The following is an 18,579-nucleotide window of genomic DNA, read 5'->3' on the forward strand; positions in this document are numbered from 1 at the left end:
CTCCTAAAACGGTACGTCATCGTCGTAAAGGTCTGGCGCTGCCGGTTGCACTGACGCAACGGGCGACGGGTCGCCGGTAGCCATCGCAAGACCGGGCGCGGCTGCGTTCGCTTGTGCTGGCGATTGCGCGTCGCGCTTGTACTGCATGAGTTCCACATCATCAACGCGCACTTCCCAGCGTTTGATGCTCTGTCCGTCCTTCTGGTAGCTGCGCGTGTGTATGCGTCCGAGAAGCGAAATCTTGGTACCCTTGCGAAGCCACGGCGCGAGCGCTTCGGCGCGCTTGCCGAACATAACGCAATCAGGCCAGTTGGTGTATTCGCCCCACGTTCCGTCTCCGTTCGGCGTGCGCTCGTTGACAGCAAGCGAGAACGAAACGACAGGGTTTCCGCTCTTCGTATAGCGCAGCTCGGCATCTGCACCGAGATTTCCAGATAGCGTGATCTTGTTAAGGCTCACCGCGCACCCCCGAACAGTTCGACAAGCGCCGCTCGCTGATTCGCCCCAAGACCGCGAAGGCGACGCGATTCGGAAATGTGGAGCTTGCGCATGGTCTGCTGCGTGCGGGCAAATCCGTAGCCCGGTGCAGCCTTGATGAGAGTGAACACCTTCATTCGCGACACCGCATCATCGGTGAAAGCCATGTTGAGCACGTCGGGGACGGTATAGGAGCCGTCGGCAACGCCCTTCAAGATCGCGGCGCGGCGCTGCCGTGCCGCCTTGGCCTTTTCAAGGTTTTCTCTGCGTTGCTCAGTTGTCAATGTCGGAATCATCTTTCTTCCCTTCGTGTTCGTAAATCGTTTCTTCGGTTCCGTCCTCGTTGCGGACGGAAATTGAGAACTGCAAATCGCAGTCTTTGAAGATTTCTGGTGCCCTGTCAGCAACACCGTTGAAGATACGTTTCCATTGCTCATTCGTTAGACCGCTCATTGTCTTCTTCACCCCCTGTTTCGTAGGTGATGTATTCGTTGCCGTGCGTAAGCTTGACGGGCGGCGTGTAGTCCTTCATGGCATCGTCAACGCTCTGCGTCATGAGCTTGCGTTTGAGCCGTGCCCAGTCATCGTCGTTAAGCTCAATGGTCTTCATCGCACCTCATTTCTTCGTGACGCGGTAGGTTCCGGAAACCCGAATCGCCTTCAGTGACTTCAAGACGTGCTCCGCGTGCTCCTTGCCAACGATGGTCAGCGTTTGGGCGGGAATCGTGATCTCGTAGACCGTCTGCGCTTCCTGCTTCTCGCGCTCCCACATCCGCTTCAGGGCGGCTTCGGTCTTAGCCAACGTCGCTTGCATTTCCTTGCTTAGCTTCGGCGCGTCAGGCTTGAAATCGAACGTTTGCGGCTCCACTGGCACCCTCCCTTCTCACGATTGCCTGATAATTACTTCTTATCTGGCACGGGCGGTCTTAACCCGTGTCGAAAGCGGCGGTTTATCTCGCGTTTCGTCCTCGGTCGCCGCGATGCCCGAAAACGGCGTTTTGGTTCACCTTTGGCACACCTCCTAACCCGCCGCGCGGCGCTTCGCTTCGCTGAAGAGCTGAGCCGCCGCCGCGTCTCGTCCGGGCATCAGGTGGCCGTAGATTCGAAGCGTCGTTGCTTCGTCCGCGTGCCCCATGCGCTCCGATAGCGTCTTCAGGTCGCAGCCGTTGGCGATGAGCCACGAAGCGTGCGTGTGCCGCAGGCTGTGAAACGTGATCTCTCGCGGCAGTCCGCATGCGTCGCGTATGCGGCTGAAAGCCCGTGAAATCGTCGTTGGGCGCATGTAAGAGCCGTCTAGCGTCACCAGTGGGCAATCAGCGCCCAAGCGCCCCAGAACGTCGCCCTGAAGCTTCGTGAAGGCATCAATGACCGCGATATCGTCTTGCGTGAGCGCGATGTTGCGGCACTTGCGGCCTTTGGTCACGTTGCGGCGATAAGGCTTCTTGCCTTTGCCCTCAATGACATTGCCGCCGACGTGGACGTAAGACAGGGCGCGCTTAACGTCGATGCGCTGCACCGCGCAGACCTCGCCAACGCGCATTCCGGTAACGAGCGACAGCCACGAAGCGAAGGCGTAGACGGCGGCGCGGTAATCGGCTCTCGTCTCGACCTCCTTGCTAAGCGCGCCCTCTAGCTTCCCGTTGAAGCCCTCGAAGTCCCATTCGGTTAGCGCCGAAGCTTCGTGCCGTTCCGGCGATGGTTTGGCGACGTACACCAGCGGGTTGGCGTCGCAAATGCCAGCGTCTACGAAGTGGTTATAAGCGCCGCGCAAGAAGTTGTGGACGTTGATAACGCTGTTGCGGCAAAGACCTTGCCCGCCTTCGTCCTTCGCCATGAGCAAGCGTTGCTCAAAGCGGTTGAAGTCCATAACGCCAAGATCGCGCGCGTTTGCAGTCTTCAGATAACGTGCGACGTAGCGGCAAAACAGCCGATAGCTCTTAATGCTGTTCGGGCTTGCTCCGTTGCGCTCGCGCAGTTGCACGTAGTCTTCGAGCAAATCGGTCAAGCGGGCGCTTCTAACCGTTCCGTCAGCCGTCACGTAAGCCGCCCACGTCTCAGCGAGGGCTTGCGCTTCCTCTTCGGTTGCCGCATTCGGAAACCGCTTGTAAGGGCGAATCGCCTTGCCGTCGATGCTGCGCCCAAGGTACAACCGGCACTCGAAAACGCCATCTGCACCGCGCTTGACCTTAACGCCCATCATGACCACTCGCAGTTTTCACGAATCCGCGAAGGGCAGTTATCGTCGTGGCAGTCCGCGCAATCCAACGGCTCTTTCCTGATGTTGAACTCAACGATTCGGTACTTCAGAGATAATCGGATGAGCAGCAGCAGAGCATGAGCAAGCGAGTTGGTAAATTGACCGTCCCAGAACGGGCAAAGTCCGCTCATCGCGCCGCGAACCTCGTACTTGCCGCCCATGCTACTTGCCAACCTTCATGAACGCGCGCATAACGCAGGTGAGCGCGAACACGACGAACACGGCAAAGGCGATAAGCCCGAAACCAGCGCCGAAGAACACGCCAACCGCGATGCTCACAACGAGCGCCAGAATGGAAAGCAGGACGATTGCGGCGCATCCGTATGCGCCCTGCTCGATCTCTCTATCTTCTTTCAGCATGTGAAACCTCCTAAAACGTGAGCGCTATAAGCGCGAGAAACACTAGGAACAGCGCGATTGCCAAAAGCGCTTGATAAGCCCAGTAACAGACGCACCAGAACGCGGCTACGGTCGCGGCGGTGGCAATGGCGCAAAGTACGATCTGGTAGCGCTTCACTTCTTGCCTTCCGTCTCGGAAATCAGGTAGTCGATGCACTGCTTGCACTTCTGCAAGTCCTGAACGCCGTTCTTGCGCCGCCAGCGCCAAAGGTATTTGAATGCGCAGCCCCACCAGTAGGCCGATTGGGCGGGCAAGGCGTACTGGTCGCCGCTCATCATCGAGCGCATAGCGTCCATGCACTCAATCTGGCCGTCTCCCGCGTAATGGTCGGGATGCTCGACGGCATCACCGCGCGAAAGCTCGCCAAGGCTCTTCGCGTGCTTCGTCTCAATCATCGGTAGGTAACTCCAATCATCCACTCACAAACCCACTTGTGAAACGCTCTGAGAAATGGCTGAACGTTCGTGTCATCAGCCCAGCCCGCAATGCCTATGAATCCGTCTTCGTTGAACGAGATAGCTTCACGGCCTGAGAAGTAGAAGCCGCTAACGCACAGAAACGCGCTTTTGATTCCTCTACCGCCATCGGCAAGGTTGATTTGCGGCTGGTACTTCTTGCGATAGCACGGGTGCATTTCCATGTGCTCGCCGTTGCGCTCATGATGCGCGTACTCGATTGCAAGGAATCCTTCGAGCGCTCGAATGTCGTTCGTCGTGATCTGCTCATAGGAAAGCTTGCTTGCGAACAGCTCGCGCGCGCCGTCTCGTGTTGTTGGCGCAATCATGCAGTCACCCCCATTTCGTGCCATTGTTGAAAACTCTGTTGAAAACCTGTGGAAAGTCGTTTTTCTGGCGCTCGAATGAGCCGCACAAAACAAGGTCTCGTGTTGTTGGCGCAATCATGCAGTCACCCCCATTTCGTGCCATTGTTGAAAACTCTGTTGAAAACCTGTGGAAAGCCGTTTTGCTGGCGCTCGAATGAGTCGCACAAAACAAGACCGCAAAGAGAAGAAGCAAGAGAAAGAACCTTGCTTGTAAGGTTGACTAACAAGCAAGTACGGTGGGTTTTGGTTTTGGTTCGAGGAACCAAAACCCACCTCATCTTGTTTTGTTTTGTTTTGTTTTGTTTTATGGTTAGGCGACCATTTGCGAGTGGGTTTAGCACACCTAAAACCACTGGTTTTGCCTTGGGTTTGGCAATCATGCTTTTACACCTCCTGACCTGCTGAATTGTTGTTCTGTGAGTTCTTGCGCGGTCTTCCGCCCTTGCGCCCGTTGGCGCGTTGGCGACCGAAATAAAGCGCGTTTTTGAGCATGCGAAAGTTCGTCAAGAAGCCGTCTTCGTCGCGTTCGAGAAGCCCTATATCCAACAGCTCTTCGACAAAGGATTTGCAATCCTTTGTCGCCATGTACTCATCGAACGCGCCAGACTGTCCGAAGCCCAGAACGCCCGCGAGAATAAGCTCGTCTTCCTCCGTCTCGAACGCTATACGGTGCCCCTTGGTAGCCGCCAGATATTCGCAGAGCCGCCACCAGCGCCCGTAGCCGTCATATCCCCGGCGATGAATGAGACGTTGGCACTTCACGTCTTGCGAAGCGTTGGAATCGTGCGAGAAGAAGGCCATAGGCTCTTGCGCGGCGGTCGTTTCCTCCCTTGTAGGCATGTTGTCACCCCCTAACCGTCTTCCTCGTCGCCGAACTCGCATGCCTTGCTGCGTTGGTTCCATCCGCTCCATACGCAGCGCCCTATCTCCCGGCAGCTCGTCCAAATGTCGCGCCCGCGAAACGTGCAGCAGGTCTTGCCCTTCCAGCGCAGCGTTTCGAACTCGCATGCTTCGGGGTCTGGCATGGACGGTTCGCCGAAATCGAGCGGCAAGGTTTCCTGCGCGCTATTCCTCTTCATCGCTCGAAATGTCGTAGGCAATCGAGCTGCCAACGTAGGTGAGCAGCTTTTGCATGTGCTTAACGGTGCTCTGCTCTGGCTTCGCGTCATCTTCAAGCAGGGTGTCAACCCATGCGAGGGTGCCGCGAACGATTGCGAGCGTTGCGCCCATATCAACGTCGAAGCCCTCGCCGGTCTTGGGGTTGATAAGCGACATGCTGCCGTTGAGGGCGAAGGTGCCAGCGCCAACCTTGGCGATAGTCTCGGTGATCTCCTTACGCTTCATGGTTGTTCTCCATTTCGTCGAATAGTGAGTGCTTAGTCCAGATGTTCATTTCGGGGTGACGTTCAAGCAGCCAACGCGCCAGAATCGGCGTGATGGTGTTGCATATTCCGTATGTGTGCGGGTTGCCCTGATCGTCGTAGAACGTCACGGGATTGAGCTTCGCGCCGCCTTCGTAACGCTGCTTCTCGATGAGGTATTTAGTCGAAACTCGGATGCCGCGAGCGTCGATAGCGAGCGCGGTAAGCTCGATTTCGCGCATAGCGTCCGGGTTGATTCGCACCCACTCTTCGAAAAGCTCCATATGGTCGCGCGCCTTCAGCGGCAGCGGGCGCGGCCTGCGCTCTTCGCGCATGACCTTTTCGAGTGGCTGCGCGTAGTTATCGGTGTCCATGGCGCGGGCACCTCGCTTCACGGCTCATGACGCGGCGCAAGGCCGCTTCTGCTTCCGCCTTGCTCGCCGATGGTGCGACGGGTAGCATCTGGCGGCGGTAGACCCTGCCGATGCCCCGGTTTTCCGGCGTGCTCGCGTCTTCCTCTATGCGCGCCATCCAGAAGCCCGCGTTGTCGCGGTAGACTTCGGCCTTCATGACCACATCACGCGCCAGAGAGCGCGCCCAACCACGACGTAGAGCGGAACGAGAAGCCACCAGCCCACGCTTTCGCATAGCCAGAGAAGCGCGTTGCACGCAAGCGCCGGGATGATTCCCGACATGGTGAGAGCCGCGAGCGCATACAATCCCCAGCGCTGCCAGCGCGGCATGCGCGCTATACTGTCTTCTGTCAATTGGTAAGCCCCATTTGACGCGCCCGTTCGGTGCTGCAACACCGGGCGGGCATCTTTCTTCGCAGCCACCACGCGATAACGAGAGCCGCAATCGCGCGGTAGAACTGCCGTTGCGCGGCATCTAGGCCGCACGGTTCGTGCATCCGTAAAACCACCCACAAAACCACCGGTTTTCTTATCGGTTTTCATCGTCTGAAACCTCCGTTTTTGAATCGGCTTTGTTAGCGATCGTGCTGAAAAGGTCGAAGAGCGAGCGAGATGCAACGAAGACGAAGAACGCAAGCGCCGATACCGCTAGAGCTGCGTAAATCAAGCTTCCTAATACCGGGTTCAGCAGATACGAGCCGACAAGCAATCCAACAAACAGCCCGACAGCGGCAAACGGAAGAATCGCCGCGATCAGGATTGAAGCAGCCATCATTAAGAAACGCTTCATTCCTCACACCGTCCATCGTTGCCCATCTTGGCGAACTTCTCTCGTATCCTTGGCGCGTTCGAGAGAACCGAGCCAGCCCAGCGCACGAACAGGCTCGTGACGCTCGACGCGAGCGGGTCAACGATGCCAAGCCGCGCAAGCTCGCCCTTGAACCAATCGGATGCAATCGAGAGGTTCCATCCGTCCGCCCCGTGAACATCCAGACCGAGGAAATCGCCTAGGTACTCTTCGTGATCCTTGACTGCTTCGGTAATCCGCTTCTCTACAACGTCCATGTCCTAAACCTCCTTCGGGAACGCGCAAAGATCGTTGGGCGTGCAGCCCAGCGCTTCCGCGAGCTTGCAAGCCGTCTCCAAAAGCGGCGCAGTCTCGCCGCGCAGGTACTGGCGCACCGCATCGACAGAAACGCCAGAAGCCGAAGAAAGCTGCTCGGCGTTCATGTCTGCTTCGGCCATGAGAACGCGAAGCCGCTTGCGCACAACCTGTTTGAACTCAGGCATCGTTTACCTCCTTCCAAAGTAATAACTTCTTAGTACACCGGAAACTCTACTACCAAGATTCTATTAGCGCAAGCGAAAAGTAATAAAAAGTTGGTATCTAGTGAGAGAATGGCTTATACTTACCGCTAGGAGGTGCTAGAAATGAGTTACCGACTGAAGTTAAAAGAGATGCGCAAGGCAAGCGGATTGACGCAAAAAGAGGTCGCAGAGCGAGCAGATGTAAAGCTCGCAACCTATAGAACATGGGAACAGGGCGTTTCTGGTATCTCGCTCGAAAAAGCCTATGCACTTGCAATGGTTCTTGGCTGTAGCGTCAACGATTTGTGCGGCTGGCCTAAAGGTAAGAACGAAGGTCGCGAGTTCGAAGACGATTTCGAAGCCGAACTGCTGAGGTGCTACCGAGCAAGCACGCCGGACAGGCAAGACAGGATTCTAGATACCGCCCGCGATGCTGCGGGCATGTCTAAAGAAATGGCCGAACGTCATATGTCTGAAGCCAAGCAGCAGACGGCATAGAAGGAGGTAATAAGCATGACCGCAGAAGAACGCTACGACGCGGCATTCAACGAGTTCATGGATGCTGTAGAGAGTAGCACCCTCGATGAAAAGCAGCGCAGCGAATACAAGGAGCTGATGCGCCGCGTTTCCTTGTATTCCGACACATTCGACCACCTTTTCGAAAACATCGAAAAGGTGAAGCGCTATGCGAAATGTGCGCCGGAAACGCTGCCAAGCATGCTCGTTCTTTCAGGCCGAATCGCCGAGCTGAACGAGATCAGGCAATAAAAATCCCCGCGCGGCTTCTTGGCGGTTGGCGCGCGGGGAATAGGTGAAAAGCAGGTCGCTTTGTCGCGCCCGCTCTAAGAGGTGATTTTAGCATGACGAAGAACCGAGCCGCCATATATGCGCGCTTCAGCTCGCACAATCAGCGTTCGGAAAGCATAGAGATACAAGTTGAGAACTCGCGTGCATACTGCGAGCGCGAGGGATTGCAGGTCGTGCGCGAATACTGCGACTATGCGCAGACGGGGCGCAACATCGACCGTGCAGAGTTCCAGCGAATGATGAGCGATGCGCGACACGGCCTGTTTGACTACGTAGTGATCTACAAGGTTACGCGCATCATGCGCAACCGAGACGAAATGTCGCTTGCCCGCATTATGCTTCGCAAGGCTGGCGTAGAAATCCTATACGCTGGCGAAGACATTTCCAGCGGGTCAAGCGGCGTGTTGCAGCTCGGCATGCTCGAAGTTCTCGCCGAGTATGAGAGCGCGCTTGATAGCGAGCGAATTAGAGACGGTATCCAGAAGAACGCCGAACGCTGCATGGCGAACGGGCGCACTCTGTACGGGTGGGATATCGTAGAAGGTCGCTACGTCATCAACGAGCGTGAAGCATCGGTGCTTCGCAGGATGAAGAACATGTTGTTTGCCGGTAGCTCTGTCGCCGATATCGTACGCGCCGTGAGCGCTGAGCGAAGCAAGCGTGGTGCCAAGTTCAATCAGGATACCGTCACGAAGCTTCTAAAGCGCGTCCAGAACGCGGGTGTATACAAGTACGCCGGTCATGAAGTGCCGGACGGGATGCCCGCCATCTGGTCGCAGGCCGAACAAGATATGATAGACAACATCCTTGGCGACCGTCACAAGCCGCGCCGCAAGATCAACTCAACGCTAGAGTTCCCGTTGTCCGGTAAGCTCTACTGCGCAAAGTGCGGCGCTCCAATGGCGGGAACAAGCGGCACGTCATGCACTGGCGCGACGTATCACTACTACAAGTGCCGGAAGTGCCGCCGAACCGTGCGGCGTGATCTCGTAGAAGACGTTGTTTGTGATATGACCCTGCAAGCCGTTGCGCGCGAAGACGTTAGGCAGCGCATAGCAAGCGGCATGGTGACGTTTCAAGCCGAGCAACCGAAAGAGCAATCGAGAAGCTACGCGATAAAGAAGGAACTGAAGCGGATTGACCGCACCTTTGAGCGCATCTGGCAAGCGATAGAAGACGGCATCGCTCCGCCCGGTGGCAGAGAGCGCACCGAAGAGCTGAAGCAGCGCAAGAGCGAGCTTGAAGCAGAGCTGCGCATTGCAGAGAGAGAAGAAGCGTTCAACATCGGCGTTGACGAACTCATGCTGTGGCTCGATGATGCGGCGGAAAACCTAACGCCAGAAGTGATCTTAGGCACCTTCGTTCGATTCGTTGAAATCGACGGGAAGACGCTAAACGTCTACTTTGCTTTTGACCACTACGGCGATGATTTCAGGCCGAAACAGAAAAAGGCCGAACCATGCCCCGAAGGGCATAGTTCGACCAATTATCCTATGGTGGAGGCGCGGAGAATCGAACTCCGGTCCATACTAGATCGTCCATGAGGCTCTACAAGCTTAGTCGGCGGTCAGAATTCGGAAGCGCTCGGCTCGCCGACGAGCGTTGCGCCTCCTAGCCGGTTCGAACTTTGCCTGGGCCATACCGGCTACGTGCCCGAGCGCAGCCCCCTAGGTTGATGCCGAACCGCAGGTCGGGGACATCCCACGGACGACAGCCAGGCGCGATTAAGCAGCCATGGCGAGCGCCGGAGCGCTCTGAGTCTTAGCTTTGCCAATTAACTTGACGGTACCCCTGTTTAACGTGGCGAGGAGACCACGGCCTGCTCCTCATTTCAAACCTACCATGTCGAAACCAGTCGCCCCCATGCATGCAAATGCGCATCCGCGCGTCGAACGCTTCGTAGGATGCAGGGTCGAAGGCCCCACCTTGTCAACGTGCAAGCGCGCCCGACCGTGCGCAAGCACTCATTCTATCGAGCATGCTCGGTTTGTCAAGCGCCGTCGCCCTCGATGTGCAACAGACGGGACATGCCGGACGCCGCAAAGCCGCCCACACTGCGAAAGACGTCGGTCACGACGCCCGGCAACGTCACTTCTTGAGGAAGGAACCGAAGTCGAAGGCGTTCTTGATGTCGTCAAATGCGCCTTTGAGCTCGGTGGCTACGGCGATGCCGTCTTTGTAGATGGCGTTCATATCGCTCGTCGCCTCGGCGACGCCCTCCTTCGTGATGCCGAAATCGAACTCGTTTCCGTCTGCGTCGGGCTCGCTTTCGTCCTCTCCGCCTTCATCGTCCTCAACGTAGAAGTACTCGACCTCCTCGCCGTCTTCGACGAGCACGAACCCGATAACGCGTCCGTCTTCATCCTCAAGATAGCGCACGATGTCGTCATCGGAAAGCTCGAGCTCCACCAATTCGTACGCCTCATCCGCATTGTCTTCGGCCTCTTCAAGCTCCTCGGCCGCCGCATCGTCCGCAAGCTCAGCTTCATCGACGTCGCCGTCGCCGCCCACTAGATGGAAGCCCTCTTCGGACAGATCAACGCCCGCCTCCGAGCTGGCGACCGCCGCCAAACCTCCATCGTCGCCCGAAAGCGCCGTCTCGCCTTCGCCGTCAGGACCCTCCTCGTCGAAAAAGCCCTCGTAAGCGTCCTCGAGATCCTCCTCGTTGGCGTCGGGGTCGAAGCCCTCGTCGCTCTGGAACTCCTCGACGTCTTCGAGCTCTGAGGCTTCGTCGACCGCCTCGGCTTGCGTCAGACCGCCGTCCTCCATCTGCTCAAGCTCTTCGTCCAAGCCCATGAAAGACCTCCTTCGCCTTAGGCGCCGCATGTGCGGCGCTGGCTCTTCGTTCGATGCCCCGCTCGAAACGCCGTCAGGGGCGATGTTCAGCGACTGCGCTCCTTGAGCGCACGCTCGACCTCTCGGCGGCTGTCGCGCTCGGCCATGCTTGCGCGTTTGTCGTAGAGCTTTTTGCCCCGAGCAACGGCCAGCTCCACCTTCACGAGCGCGTTTTCCTTGAAGTACATGCGCAAAGGTACGAGCGCCAAACCTTTCTCCCGTACCCGCTCTTGCAATTGCCGTATCTGCCTCTTGTGGAGCAGCAGCTTGCGTTTGCGATCAGGATCCGGATTGGCGATGTTGCCGTTTGCGTACGGAGGGATATGGACGTTATGCAGCCACACCTCGCCGCCACGAACGAGCGCGAAGCAATCCGTGAGCTGGCAATGATTGTCCCTCAGCGAGCGCACCTCGCAACCCGTGAGCTCGATACCCGCCTCGATCGTCTCGAGAACCTCGTACTCGTGCAGAGCCTTTCGGTTCTTGGCGATGGTCGTTTCCTCGCGCCTCATGGAAAACTACCCCGCCACCGCTTCGAAACCTTCTGAATCCGCTTCGGATCGAAGGTCGTCATCGTCCCCGACCTCGCATGGAACCTGAAAACCGCCCATGCCCGGCACGAAGCACGCGTCTTCGTCAAGATCGCGAACGAAGCGCACGATGAGATCCACCGCCGCATCGAGGTCGTCGAGGCACACCACTTCGGTTGGCGTGTGCATGTAGCGCAGCGGCACGGACACGAGGCCTGTAGGAACGCCGCCGCGGGCCATCTGGATGGCACGCGCGTCAGTGCCCGTCACGCCCGGCTCGGCTTCGATCTGATACGGCAGCCCCTCGGCTTCGGCAGCGGCCACGAGGCGCTCGAACACCTCGGGGTTGATGTTGGGTCCGCGCGCGATGACAGGACCTTCACCGCAGACGATCTTCCCATGCTTGGCCCTGTCGATGCCCGGATAGTCGGTTGCATGCGTCACGTCGAAGGCCAGCCCCACGTCCGGACGCACCGAGTACGCGCTCGTCTGCGCGCCGCGCACGCCGATCTCCTCCTGCACGGTGGCGGCGAAGATGAAGTCGCCCGCCGGACGCGGTCCCTTCGCCAGCCGCTGAAGCACGCGCGTGCCGATCCACACCCCCGCCTTGTCGTCGAATGCTCGCGACACGGCCATGTTCGCGCCGAAGCGCTCGAAACCGACGCCGAAGGTGACCACGTCGCCCACTCGGACGAGCTTCCTCACCTTCTTGGCGGGAAGGCCCAAGTCGATGACCAGCTTGTCGAGGGGGGTGACGTTTTTGCGCTCGTCGGGCTCGATGAGATGGATGGGCTTGCGCCCCACCACACCCCGTAACGGCACGAAGGAGTTCGAAGCGTGCACGTCCACGCGCAAGCCCGGCAAGATAGCAGCGTCCACGCCGCCCACCGCCGCGACGGAGAGAAAACCGTCGTCGGAGACATAGGTGACCATGAGGCCGATCTCGTCCATATGGGCCGACAGCATGAGCGAGGGACCGGCACCCGCTCCCTTGAGCCTGGCGTGCACCGAGCCCATCGCATCCGTCTCGACCTCGTCGGCCGCATCGGAGACCCGCTCGCGAACGAGCGCGGCGACGCCGATCTCCGAACCGGTGGCCGAGGGGGTCTCGAGCAATCGCTTGAGAAATTTCACCTGCTTGTTCTTCATAACGCTCCCTGTTGTTCGGTCATGTCCGCGCACGGGTCGCGCAACGCGCCGACGCGACGGTTTTCGATCTGCCGCATTATAGCGCCTCGCGAGGAAGACGAGCCCGCAGACGCGGGGATGAGGCGCAAACGTCACCGCGAAGGCATGCGGAAGGCCGTGCGGCTACCACCACTCTTTGCGCTTCGCGCGCTTGCGCTCGGGCTTCGGCGGCCTGAAGTCAAGCTCGAGCTGGCCGTCGGAAGCCGATGCGGTCGCCTTCTTCCGCTCGACGCGGTCGATGTTCCACGACACGGCGTCTTTCCCGTACATCTCGAGCATCTTGAGGCGCGCGTCGCGCAGGTTGCCTTTCGTACCGGCACGCGAGTCGCTCTCGAACTCGAACAGACCCGTGCCACGCACGTCGGCGGCGGCGGGAGAGCGGTAGTGGGCGATATAGGTCTGCATGTCCTTCCCTCGATGAGATCGGCGGCGGGTAATCGTCTGACGGCATCATAGCGCATAACGGGCGCGCGCGGAACGCGAAGGGGCGGAGCACCGAAAGAAGCGGACAGGACGAGACCCTTCTGAGTGTCGAAGAGCACCGACGCTTTCCGGCACGAACGCAGGCGGTCTCAGACGAGGCGCGCGGTTCACGACGGCCTGACGGGCCTGAAACGACCATGCAACCGCCGAAAAGGAAAGGCGCAAGGCTGCGTACAATGGCGAAAACGACAGCGAAGATGGAGCAGCATGGACAAGACAGCACACGCATATGCGGTCGTCGCCGACCGCCCGAAGACGTCTCCCCTCCCCCCGGCGCCCAAACTCGATCTCGCCAGCGCGCCGACCCCGCCTTCCGAAGCCTTCAAGCCGGGCGTGGCGGGGACGGATGCGACGGGAAGGAGGCTCGTCATCGTGTCGAACCGCCTCCCCTACCGCATCGAGGGCGATGGCACTGGCAGATTCTCTTTCGAACGCAGCGTCGGCGGGCTTTCGACAGGCTTGGGACCATTGCATGAAAAAGCCGGGAACCTCTGGATAGGATGGGCCGACACGGACGGCAGCATCGAAAACCAAGAGCGTTCGGGGCTCGAAAGCGCACTCGGCGAGCGAGCATGCCGTCCCGTGTTCTTGGACGAGCGAGATGCCCAGCGCTACTACGAAGGATTCTCGAACTCCGCCGTCTGGCCTCTCTTCCACGGATTCTCCCACCTCGCGCGCTTCGATAAAGAGGAGTGGGAAGCGTACCGTCGCGTGAACGAGCGTTTCCGCGATGCGGTGGTCGCCGAAGCACGGCCTGGCGACGTGCTCTGGGTGCAGGATTACCACCTCATGCTCCTGCCGTCGCTTCTGCGCGAAGCGCTGCCCGACGCGCGCATCGGCTTTTTCCTGCACATCCCCTTCCCCGATTACGAGACGTTCCGCATGCTGCCGTGGCGAGAGGAGATCGTTCGCGGCATGCTGGGTGCCGATCTCATAGGGTTCCATGCCTACGACTACGTGAGGCACTTCCTCTCGAGCTGCAGGCGCGTAGCCGGCATAGAGAACGCAAGCGGTGCGCTCATGGTGAGCGGGCGGCTCGTGCAGGCAGACGCATTCCCCCTCGGCATCGATTACGAACGCTACCGCGATGCCGCTCGCACGCCCGCAGTGCGCCGCGCCGCTGCGGAGTTCACGTCGGAGAGAGGCCACGAGGGCTGCAAGGTTATGTTATCGGTGGAGCGGCTCGATTACTCCAAGGGCATCCCCGATCGCCTGAACGCCTACGACGCCTTCCTCGATCGCCACCCCGAATGGGCGGGAAAGGTCGTGCTTGTTCTCGTCACCGTGCCTTCGCGCGAGAACGTGGAGTCGTACCGCAAGCTCAAGAAGCGCATCGACGAGTTGGTGGGCCTCATCAACGGCAAGCACTCGACGATGGATTGGACGCCCGTGGAGTACCATTACCGCTCGTTGCCGTTCGACCAGTTGGCAGGGCTGTACGTGGCGAGCGACATCATGCTGGTCACCCCTTTGCGCGATGGAATGAACCTCGTGTGCAAAGAGTATCTGGCCTGTCACGATGGCGGCGCAGGCGTGCTCGTGCTATCCGAGATGGCCGGCGCATCCTCCGAACTGCACGAAGCGATCCTCGTGAACCCCTTCGACCTCGAAGGCATGGTATCGGCCATGGAGCAAGCGCTCGCCATGCCCGAAGACGAGCAGCGCCGACGCAACGCGCCCATGCAGCAAAGGCTCGCGCGCTACACGTCGCAAAAATGGGCGCGCGAGTTTTTGAGCGCAATGGACGAGGCGAAACAGAGGCAAGAAGGCCTGGGCGCTCGTCTGATCGGATCGGATTTTGCACGCAAACTGGCTGAAGCGTTCCTCAGAGCGCAAAGACGCGCGCTCCTGCTCGATTACGACGGGACGCTTGCGCCGTTCTCGAACGAGCCCGAGCATGCGGAACCAGACGCTCGGCTGCTCGAACTCCTGAGGACATTGGCGGCCGCAAAGGAAACCGACGTGGTGGTGGTGTCGGGACGCGACCGCGCAACACTCGAAACTTGGCTAGGCGGCACGCCCGCAGAGCTGGTGGCCGAGCACGGCGCATGGTTCCTGGACCGCGCGCGCAACGGCTGGACGCTCGAAGAGCCTCTCGACAATTCTTGGAAAGATTCGATCCGACCGGTGCTCGCCGATTTCGTGGACCGAACGCCGGGAGCAATCCTTGAGGAGAAAGACTTCTCGCTTGTATGGCATTACCGCATGTGCGGACAAGAGCTGGCCGAGCGCCGCGTGATCGAGCTGAAAAACGCGCTCGGGGAATTGGCCGAAAGCGGACTTGCTCTCATGGACGGCAACAAGGTGCTCGAGATCAAGCCGAGCGGCGTGAGCAAAGGGCATGCGGCGCGTCGTTGGTTTTGCGATCCTTCGTACGGCTTCCTGCTAGTCGCAGGTGATGACCGCACCGACGAGGACATGTTCGAAGCCGCGCCGTCAAGTGCATGGACGGTGAAGGTGGGAGGCGGGCCGACGCGGGCCCGCTTCGCCCTGCGCGACTGCCACGAGATGCGCGCGCTGCTCGAAACGCTGGCGAAAACGGCGAGCTAGGACGCTCGAACGGGAGTAATTCGAAGTCGCCGAGCGGTCTGCCAACTCCGGTCCGGAGAGACAATCCGCGTCGACTCCGTTTTGGCGTCGATGCGAAAGGGCATGAACGCGAGAGGAAGTTGGCGCGAAACCGAGCAGATCAAGCGCTGAATCCTTGACAGGCGATACCGCGAACAGGCGTTTTGCCTGCAACAAACCGAAAACGCACGTCTTTGAAGGCAGAACCGCCCCACAACGATCTTTCGTGCCCATAAATTGCGTCTTTTCCGCCAGGCCACCGCCGACGAGCGCTCAATCACCTTCGCGCGACGCCTCAGCCTCATCGGCCTCAAATGAGGGAATTCATGGCGGAAAGCTTCGGGCGAAACAGGTCGCGCCAACCCCTGCTCGACGGAAAGGGAAGCCGTCGAAGGCAATCGTCCGGCAGAAACCATTCGCGCACCGAAGCATTTCGCTCTCGCCCCATTACAGTTAGACCTGGCTCTGCCGGGTCTTTTCTTTTCCAGCTCGATTCGCAAGCGGATCACGATGAAGCGGACCCTGCGGGGTTGCTGGCCGACCCGCCCCGGATGGCCCTTCGTCCCTGCCTCTCACGAAGGCCCGGGGGGGTGTTGCCACCAGGGACGGGCGCCGCGGCGAAGGCTGATGGAAACCTGCCGGCCCGAAAGGGCGCGGCTCTGCAATGCGGGTGCCGAAGCTGCGGCCCGCGCGGTCAGCCAGCATGCCGAAAGGATAGCATCATGGAGGCCGCAAGGGCAATCTGCATCGGATTCGACGTGGGCAAGTCGGCGCATCGGGCGTGCGCCGTCTCCCGGGCGTCCGGGGAGATGCTCTTCAACGAGGCGCTTGAGGACAGGGAGGGGCCCATAGACGAGACGCTCGCGCTCGCGGGCGAAGGGGCGCTCGTCGTCGTCGACCAGAAGCGCAGCATCGGGGCCCTCGCGCTCGAGCGCGCGAGGGCCGCGGGCATGGAGGTCGCCTACCTGCCGGGCCTGGCGATGAAGCGCGCCCGGGACATGTTCCCCGGCGCCGCCAAGACCGACGAGATGGACGCCGAGGTCATCGCGCGCACCGCCATCGGGATGCCGCGGTGCCTGCGGCCCGCGGCCGAGGACGCCGACAGCGGCGCCGAGGTAAGGCTGCCCGCATCGCGGCGGCGCTTCCCGACGGAATGCTCCACGCAGTCGAAGGACCGCCTGCGCTCGGCGCTGCTCGAGGTCGATCCCGCCTTCGAGGCGGCCGTCGACCTGGGGGCGGCGTGGCAGGTGGGCGTCCTCTCCAGGTTCGGAGGGGCCCTCGGCATAGCCGCGGCGGGCAGGAGGGGCCACCGCGCCTTCGCCGTGAAGAAGTCGGGGGCGCCCGAGGCGGCGGCCGACGGGCTTTGGGACGCGGCCCTGGCTTCGGCGAAGTCGGGCGGGCCGCACACGGCCGCGGAGGACGCGGCGGTGAGGATGCTCGCCGAGCGGATAGCGGAAGACCTCGCCAGGGCGGCATCCGTCAGGGAGTCCATGGACGCGCCGCTCGCCGACGACGCCGTGTGCCGGGCGATGCTCGCCGTTCCGGGCATCGGCCCGAAGGCCGCCTCGGCGCTCGTCGCCGGAGTCGACATCGGCCTGCTTTCGAGCCACGACAAGCTGGCGTCTTTTACCGGGCTCGCCCCGAGCAACAGGCGGTCGGGCACCTCCCTGGACTCGGCGTCGTCGTCGAAGGCCGGCAACAAGGAGCTCAAGAACCCGCTCGTCTTCTCCTGCAACTCCCTCGTCGGCGCTGACAACGGGTTCGGCCGCTACTACGATGCGTGCCGCGCGCGGGGAACGGGGCGCAACAAGGCCCTCAAGGCCGTGGCGCGAAAGAGGCTGAAGGTCGCCTTCGCCGTCATGCGGGACGCCCGCCCGTACGTCCGAGCCTAGCCCTCGGCCGAATCGCCGAAGAAAAGCCCTGTCGCCGGGGTTTGCGCGAGCATGCCCGAATCCAACGGCCCGATCCCGAAGAAGCAATTGACAAAACCATAGAAACACCCCCCCCCTCCCCGAGCGCATCCGAGGTGGCCTTGACCAGCCTCGCTCGGAGGCACAACGCGACCTTGGAGGCGAGCGGAGCCGAAGCCGCGAAGAACGCGCCCCACCCGCGCTTCTCGAACACGTCGCATTTCCCACGCTCCCCACATGGGGAGCGACCGCAATATATTGCGTTGATAGTATTTTGCTGTCAATATGCAGACCAAAGAAGAGTTGTTGTCCCGAAAAACGAGTCGCAAGGACCTCGAAGAGCCCGGATGCGACGCGAACCTCCCCCATGACGCTTGGGAGCCCTATGTTCGCACCGCAGACTGCAGTGCCGAGAAGCCCTCGGCTTCATGCGTCGGTTTCGCGCCCACGTGCTCTATCTTCGTTTGGTACTTGTTGCCCAGATAATAGAATCGCAAGCTATCCTTCGCAAAGTCGACGAGCTCCACCAGCTTGTTCTTGATGCGCACCATCTCAGCTGCATCGGCAACGCACTCGAACACCGAGCTTTACACACGTTGATCATAGTTGACGCAGTGGCGCGCAACCTTCCTCGGCCGCCGTTGCCCCGTCGGATCCTCCGTGCTCACGTCGTACGTGACGACCGTCAACATCTCACCTAGCCTCACTTCCACAGAAACGGCGGATAGCCGTCCAAATCGCCCCGAATACAGCGCGCAAGCAGAAGCGCCTGCGCATGAGGAACAAGTCCGCGAGGAATCTTCTCCTTCGGGAACGAATGCGCGATCGCCTCCCTCTTCCGCTTCTGCCACGCACCGAACAATGCGCCCCCCCCCCTCGTCGGTCAGACGCGCCTCGCCTGATTCCCGCCGTTCGAACCGCCCGGGCTGCACCACGCGGTTGTTCACCGCCGACAACACGAAGCGATCCGCCACGACCGGTCGCAGCCCCTCCATCAGATCTAACGCAAGCAAGTGCCTTCCCGGCTGATCGGCATGCATGAACCAGACATACGGATCGAGCCCCACGCCCTCGAGCGCCGCCGCGCAATCGTGCGTCAGCACGGTGTTTCATGCGCCCTCGAAATTGCTCCCCCATACCGCTACTCGAAGCGCCGGACCCCGCCAAAGACCTATCGCATGGCTCTCGCAAAACGCAACGTTTGCGCATTCCGTCTGAG

Annotated in this window: 29 protein-coding genes and 1 other RNA gene; 5 read left to right on the forward strand and 25 right to left on the reverse strand. The window is 60.2% G+C overall.

Annotated elements, in window-relative coordinates; genetic code table 11:
* Positions 1-3 precede the first annotated feature (3 nt).
* From B5F40_RS06875 to B5F40_RS06940, 18 genes are all read right to left on the reverse strand, one after another.
* Positions 4-459, reverse strand: a complete 456-nt coding sequence (locus B5F40_RS06875; protein WP_162610918.1) for a single-stranded DNA-binding protein — start codon at positions 457-459, stop codon at positions 4-6.
* Positions 456-914 carry an integration host factor, actinobacterial type gene (mihF, locus tag B5F40_RS06880; protein ID WP_239442940.1) on the reverse strand — a complete coding sequence of 153 codons (459 nt, stop codon included), beginning with the start codon at positions 912-914 and terminating at the stop codon, positions 456-458. The genes B5F40_RS06875 and mihF overlap by 4 nt, the downstream gene beginning before the upstream one ends.
* Entirely contained in the window at positions 911-1,087 is a 177-nt protein-coding gene (locus B5F40_RS16220) for a hypothetical protein (RefSeq protein WP_162610919.1), read from the reverse strand. The genes mihF and B5F40_RS16220 overlap by 4 nt, the downstream gene beginning before the upstream one ends.
* Positions 1,088-1,093: 6 nt before the next feature.
* Complete coding sequence (locus tag B5F40_RS06885) at positions 1,094-1,345, reverse strand: hypothetical protein (RefSeq protein ID WP_087193608.1); 252 nt, start codon at positions 1,343-1,345, stop codon at positions 1,094-1,096.
* 153 nt (positions 1,346-1,498) lie between these two features.
* Positions 1,499-2,677 (reverse strand): tyrosine-type recombinase/integrase, encoded by a 1,179-nt coding sequence (locus tag B5F40_RS06890; protein ID WP_204217346.1) that lies wholly within the window; start codon positions 2,675-2,677, stop codon positions 1,499-1,501.
* Positions 2,674-2,895 carry a hypothetical protein gene (locus B5F40_RS06895; RefSeq protein WP_087193609.1) on the reverse strand — a complete coding sequence of 74 codons (222 nt, stop codon included), beginning with the start codon at positions 2,893-2,895 and terminating at the stop codon, positions 2,674-2,676. The genes B5F40_RS06890 and B5F40_RS06895 overlap by 4 nt, the downstream gene beginning before the upstream one ends.
* A gap of 1 nt (position 2,896) precedes the next feature.
* Positions 2,897-3,094, reverse strand: a complete 198-nt coding sequence (locus B5F40_RS06900) for a hypothetical protein (protein WP_087193610.1) — start codon at positions 3,092-3,094, stop codon at positions 2,897-2,899.
* Between the two features lie 153 nt (positions 3,095-3,247).
* Positions 3,248-3,529, reverse strand: coding sequence for a DUF3310 domain-containing protein (locus B5F40_RS06905; RefSeq protein ID WP_087193611.1), 282 nt, complete (start codon positions 3,527-3,529; stop codon positions 3,248-3,250).
* Positions 3,526-3,918, reverse strand: a complete 393-nt coding sequence (locus tag B5F40_RS06910; RefSeq protein ID WP_087193612.1) for a hypothetical protein — start codon at positions 3,916-3,918, stop codon at positions 3,526-3,528. Before B5F40_RS06910 ends, B5F40_RS06905 begins: the two co-directional genes overlap by 4 nt.
* Before the next feature lie 122 nt (positions 3,919-4,040).
* Entirely contained in the window at positions 4,041-4,337 is a 297-nt protein-coding gene (locus tag B5F40_RS15895; RefSeq protein WP_140396447.1) for a hypothetical protein, read from the reverse strand.
* A 4-nt stretch (positions 4,338-4,341) separates the two neighbouring features.
* Positions 4,342-4,758, reverse strand: a complete 417-nt coding sequence (locus tag B5F40_RS06915) for a Lin1244/Lin1753 domain-containing protein (RefSeq protein ID WP_162610920.1) — start codon at positions 4,756-4,758, stop codon at positions 4,342-4,344.
* A 50-nt stretch (positions 4,759-4,808) separates the two neighbouring features.
* Positions 4,809-5,036 (reverse strand): hypothetical protein, encoded by a 228-nt coding sequence (locus tag B5F40_RS16225; RefSeq protein ID WP_162610921.1) that lies wholly within the window; start codon positions 5,034-5,036, stop codon positions 4,809-4,811.
* The gene (locus B5F40_RS06920; RefSeq protein WP_022386139.1) at positions 5,023-5,301 is read right to left on the reverse strand and encodes a hypothetical protein; all 279 of its coding nucleotides are present in this window, start codon (positions 5,299-5,301) and stop codon (positions 5,023-5,025) included. Before B5F40_RS06920 ends, B5F40_RS16225 begins: the two co-directional genes overlap by 14 nt.
* Entirely contained in the window at positions 5,291-5,692 is a 402-nt protein-coding gene (locus B5F40_RS06925) for a hypothetical protein (protein WP_087193614.1), read from the reverse strand. Before B5F40_RS06925 ends, B5F40_RS06920 begins: the two co-directional genes overlap by 11 nt.
* 192 nt (positions 5,693-5,884) lie before the next feature.
* Complete coding sequence (locus B5F40_RS15900; protein ID WP_140396448.1) at positions 5,885-6,274, reverse strand: hypothetical protein; 390 nt, start codon at positions 6,272-6,274, stop codon at positions 5,885-5,887.
* Positions 6,261-6,521 carry a hypothetical protein gene (locus B5F40_RS06930; RefSeq protein WP_087193615.1) on the reverse strand — a complete coding sequence of 87 codons (261 nt, stop codon included), beginning with the start codon at positions 6,519-6,521 and terminating at the stop codon, positions 6,261-6,263. The genes B5F40_RS15900 and B5F40_RS06930 overlap by 14 nt, the downstream gene beginning before the upstream one ends.
* Complete coding sequence (locus tag B5F40_RS06935) at positions 6,518-6,796, reverse strand: hypothetical protein (protein WP_087193616.1); 279 nt, start codon at positions 6,794-6,796, stop codon at positions 6,518-6,520. Before B5F40_RS06935 ends, B5F40_RS06930 begins: the two co-directional genes overlap by 4 nt.
* Positions 6,797-6,799: 3 nt before the next feature.
* Positions 6,800-7,021: a helix-turn-helix domain-containing protein gene (locus tag B5F40_RS06940; protein WP_087193617.1), complete on the reverse strand. Its 222-nt coding sequence runs from the start codon at positions 7,019-7,021 to the stop codon at positions 6,800-6,802.
* A gap of 141 nt (positions 7,022-7,162) precedes the next feature.
* On the opposite strand from B5F40_RS06940, the gene B5F40_RS06945 reads away from it, so the two are divergent.
* From B5F40_RS06945 to B5F40_RS16230, 3 genes are all read left to right on the forward strand, one after another.
* On the forward strand, positions 7,163-7,537 hold the full coding sequence (locus B5F40_RS06945; RefSeq protein WP_087193618.1) for a helix-turn-helix transcriptional regulator: 375 nt from the start codon (positions 7,163-7,165) through the stop codon (positions 7,535-7,537).
* Positions 7,538-7,552: 15 nt separating this feature from the next.
* Positions 7,553-7,807, forward strand: coding sequence for a hypothetical protein (locus B5F40_RS06950; protein ID WP_087193619.1), 255 nt, complete (start codon positions 7,553-7,555; stop codon positions 7,805-7,807).
* Positions 7,808-7,899: 92 nt separating this feature from the next.
* Positions 7,900-9,390: a recombinase family protein gene (locus B5F40_RS16230; RefSeq protein ID WP_162610922.1), complete on the forward strand. Its 1,491-nt coding sequence runs from the start codon at positions 7,900-7,902 to the stop codon at positions 9,388-9,390.
* Here the strand turns inward: B5F40_RS16230 and ssrA are convergent.
* The 5 genes from ssrA to B5F40_RS06980 form a co-directional block, all read right to left on the reverse strand.
* Positions 9,341-9,709, reverse strand: a transfer-messenger RNA (tmRNA) gene (ssrA, locus tag B5F40_RS06960). The two genes, B5F40_RS16230 and ssrA, sit on opposite strands and share 50 nt — an antisense overlap.
* A gap of 225 nt (positions 9,710-9,934) precedes the next feature.
* Entirely contained in the window at positions 9,935-10,642 is a 708-nt protein-coding gene (locus B5F40_RS06965) for a hypothetical protein (RefSeq protein ID WP_087193620.1), read from the reverse strand.
* A gap of 86 nt (positions 10,643-10,728) precedes the next feature.
* On the reverse strand, positions 10,729-11,193 hold the full coding sequence (smpB, locus tag B5F40_RS06970) for an SsrA-binding protein SmpB (RefSeq protein WP_087193621.1): 465 nt from the start codon (positions 11,191-11,193) through the stop codon (positions 10,729-10,731).
* A gap of 6 nt (positions 11,194-11,199) precedes the next feature.
* A complete protein-coding gene (locus B5F40_RS06975; protein WP_087193622.1) occupies positions 11,200-12,360 on the reverse strand; it encodes a M42 family metallopeptidase in 1,161 nt (386 codons plus the stop codon).
* Positions 12,361-12,522: 162 nt separating this feature from the next.
* Positions 12,523-12,804 carry a hypothetical protein gene (locus tag B5F40_RS06980; protein ID WP_087193623.1) on the reverse strand — a complete coding sequence of 94 codons (282 nt, stop codon included), beginning with the start codon at positions 12,802-12,804 and terminating at the stop codon, positions 12,523-12,525.
* A gap of 285 nt (positions 12,805-13,089) precedes the next feature.
* Between B5F40_RS06980 and B5F40_RS06985 the strand changes: the two genes are divergently transcribed.
* Together B5F40_RS06985 and B5F40_RS06990 are read left to right on the forward strand one after the other, a co-directional pair.
* On the forward strand, positions 13,090-15,432 hold the full coding sequence (locus B5F40_RS06985; RefSeq protein ID WP_087193624.1) for a bifunctional alpha,alpha-trehalose-phosphate synthase (UDP-forming)/trehalose-phosphatase: 2,343 nt from the start codon (positions 13,090-13,092) through the stop codon (positions 15,430-15,432).
* Between the two features lie 740 nt (positions 15,433-16,172).
* Complete coding sequence (locus B5F40_RS06990) at positions 16,173-17,342, forward strand: IS110 family transposase (protein WP_162610923.1); 1,170 nt, start codon at positions 16,173-16,175, stop codon at positions 17,340-17,342.
* Between the two features lie 401 nt (positions 17,343-17,743).
* Here B5F40_RS06990 and B5F40_RS16640 read toward each other — a convergent pair whose 3' ends face one another.
* On the reverse strand, positions 17,744-17,941 hold the full coding sequence (locus B5F40_RS16640) for a CRISPR-associated endonuclease Cas2 (RefSeq protein WP_239442941.1): 198 nt from the start codon (positions 17,939-17,941) through the stop codon (positions 17,744-17,746).
* A 6-nt stretch (positions 17,942-17,947) separates the two neighbouring features.
* Positions 17,948-18,463 carry a CRISPR-associated endonuclease Cas1 gene (locus B5F40_RS07000; RefSeq protein ID WP_342395014.1) on the reverse strand — a complete coding sequence of 172 codons (516 nt, stop codon included), beginning with the start codon at positions 18,461-18,463 and terminating at the stop codon, positions 17,948-17,950.
* Positions 18,464-18,579 lie beyond the last annotated feature (116 nt).

The organism is Gordonibacter sp. An230, assembly GCF_002159915.1.
GTDB lineage: Bacteria > Actinomycetota > Coriobacteriia > Coriobacteriales > Eggerthellaceae > Rubneribacter.

Bases quoted from the DNA above. Each gene is read 5' to 3' on its own strand.
- B5F40_RS16220 (WP_162610919.1), bottom strand. From the start codon at position 1,087: ATGAAGACCATTGAGCTTAACGACGATGACTGGGCACGGCTCAAACGC.
- B5F40_RS06910 (WP_087193612.1), bottom strand. From the start codon at position 3,918: ATGATTGCGCCAACAACACGAGACGGCGCGCGCGAGCTGTTCGCAAGC.
- B5F40_RS06990 (WP_162610923.1), top strand. From the start codon at position 16,173: ATGGAGGCCGCAAGGGCAATCTGCATCGGATTCGACGTGGGCAAGTCG.
- B5F40_RS16225 (WP_162610921.1), bottom strand. From the start codon at position 5,036: ATGAAGAGGAATAGCGCGCAGGAAACCTTGCCGCTCGATTTCGGCGAA.
- B5F40_RS06940 (WP_087193617.1), bottom strand. From the start codon at position 7,021: ATGCCTGAGTTCAAACAGGTTGTGCGCAAGCGGCTTCGCGTTCTCATG.
- B5F40_RS06945 (WP_087193618.1), top strand. From the start codon at position 7,163: ATGAGTTACCGACTGAAGTTAAAAGAGATGCGCAAGGCAAGCGGATTG.
- B5F40_RS06930 (WP_087193615.1), bottom strand. From the start codon at position 6,521: ATGAAGCGTTTCTTAATGATGGCTGCTTCAATCCTGATCGCGGCGATT.
- B5F40_RS06980 (WP_087193623.1), bottom strand. From the start codon at position 12,804: ATGCAGACCTATATCGCCCACTACCGCTCTCCCGCCGCCGCCGACGTG.
- mihF (WP_239442940.1), bottom strand. From the start codon at position 914: ATGAGCAATGGAAACGTATCTTCAACGGTGTTGCTGACAGGGCACCAG.
- B5F40_RS06925 (WP_087193614.1), bottom strand. From the start codon at position 5,692: ATGGACACCGATAACTACGCGCAGCCACTCGAAAAGGTCATGCGCGAA.
- B5F40_RS06920 (WP_022386139.1), bottom strand. From the start codon at position 5,301: ATGAAGCGTAAGGAGATCACCGAGACTATCGCCAAGGTTGGCGCTGGC.
- B5F40_RS06915 (WP_162610920.1), bottom strand. From the start codon at position 4,758: ATGGCCTTCTTCTCGCACGATTCCAACGCTTCGCAAGACGTGAAGTGC.
- B5F40_RS06895 (WP_087193609.1), bottom strand. From the start codon at position 2,895: ATGGGCGGCAAGTACGAGGTTCGCGGCGCGATGAGCGGACTTTGCCCG.
- B5F40_RS06905 (WP_087193611.1), bottom strand. From the start codon at position 3,529: ATGATTGAGACGAAGCACGCGAAGAGCCTTGGCGAGCTTTCGCGCGGT.
- B5F40_RS06965 (WP_087193620.1), bottom strand. From the start codon at position 10,642: ATGGGCTTGGACGAAGAGCTTGAGCAGATGGAGGACGGCGGTCTGACG.
- B5F40_RS06950 (WP_087193619.1), top strand. From the start codon at position 7,553: ATGACCGCAGAAGAACGCTACGACGCGGCATTCAACGAGTTCATGGAT.
- B5F40_RS06975 (WP_087193622.1), bottom strand. From the start codon at position 12,360: ATGAAGAACAAGCAGGTGAAATTTCTCAAGCGATTGCTCGAGACCCCC.
- B5F40_RS06890 (WP_204217346.1), bottom strand. From the start codon at position 2,677: ATGATGGGCGTTAAGGTCAAGCGCGGTGCAGATGGCGTTTTCGAGTGC.
- B5F40_RS06985 (WP_087193624.1), top strand. From the start codon at position 13,090: ATGGACAAGACAGCACACGCATATGCGGTCGTCGCCGACCGCCCGAAG.
- B5F40_RS15900 (WP_140396448.1), bottom strand. From the start codon at position 6,274: ATGAAAACCGATAAGAAAACCGGTGGTTTTGTGGGTGGTTTTACGGAT.
- B5F40_RS06900 (WP_087193610.1), bottom strand. From the start codon at position 3,094: ATGCTGAAAGAAGATAGAGAGATCGAGCAGGGCGCATACGGATGCGCC.
- smpB (WP_087193621.1), bottom strand. From the start codon at position 11,193: ATGAGGCGCGAGGAAACGACCATCGCCAAGAACCGAAAGGCTCTGCAC.
- B5F40_RS15895 (WP_140396447.1), bottom strand. From the start codon at position 4,337: ATGATTGCCAAACCCAAGGCAAAACCAGTGGTTTTAGGTGTGCTAAAC.
- B5F40_RS16230 (WP_162610922.1), top strand. From the start codon at position 7,900: ATGACGAAGAACCGAGCCGCCATATATGCGCGCTTCAGCTCGCACAAT.
- B5F40_RS06935 (WP_087193616.1), bottom strand. From the start codon at position 6,796: ATGGACGTTGTAGAGAAGCGGATTACCGAAGCAGTCAAGGATCACGAA.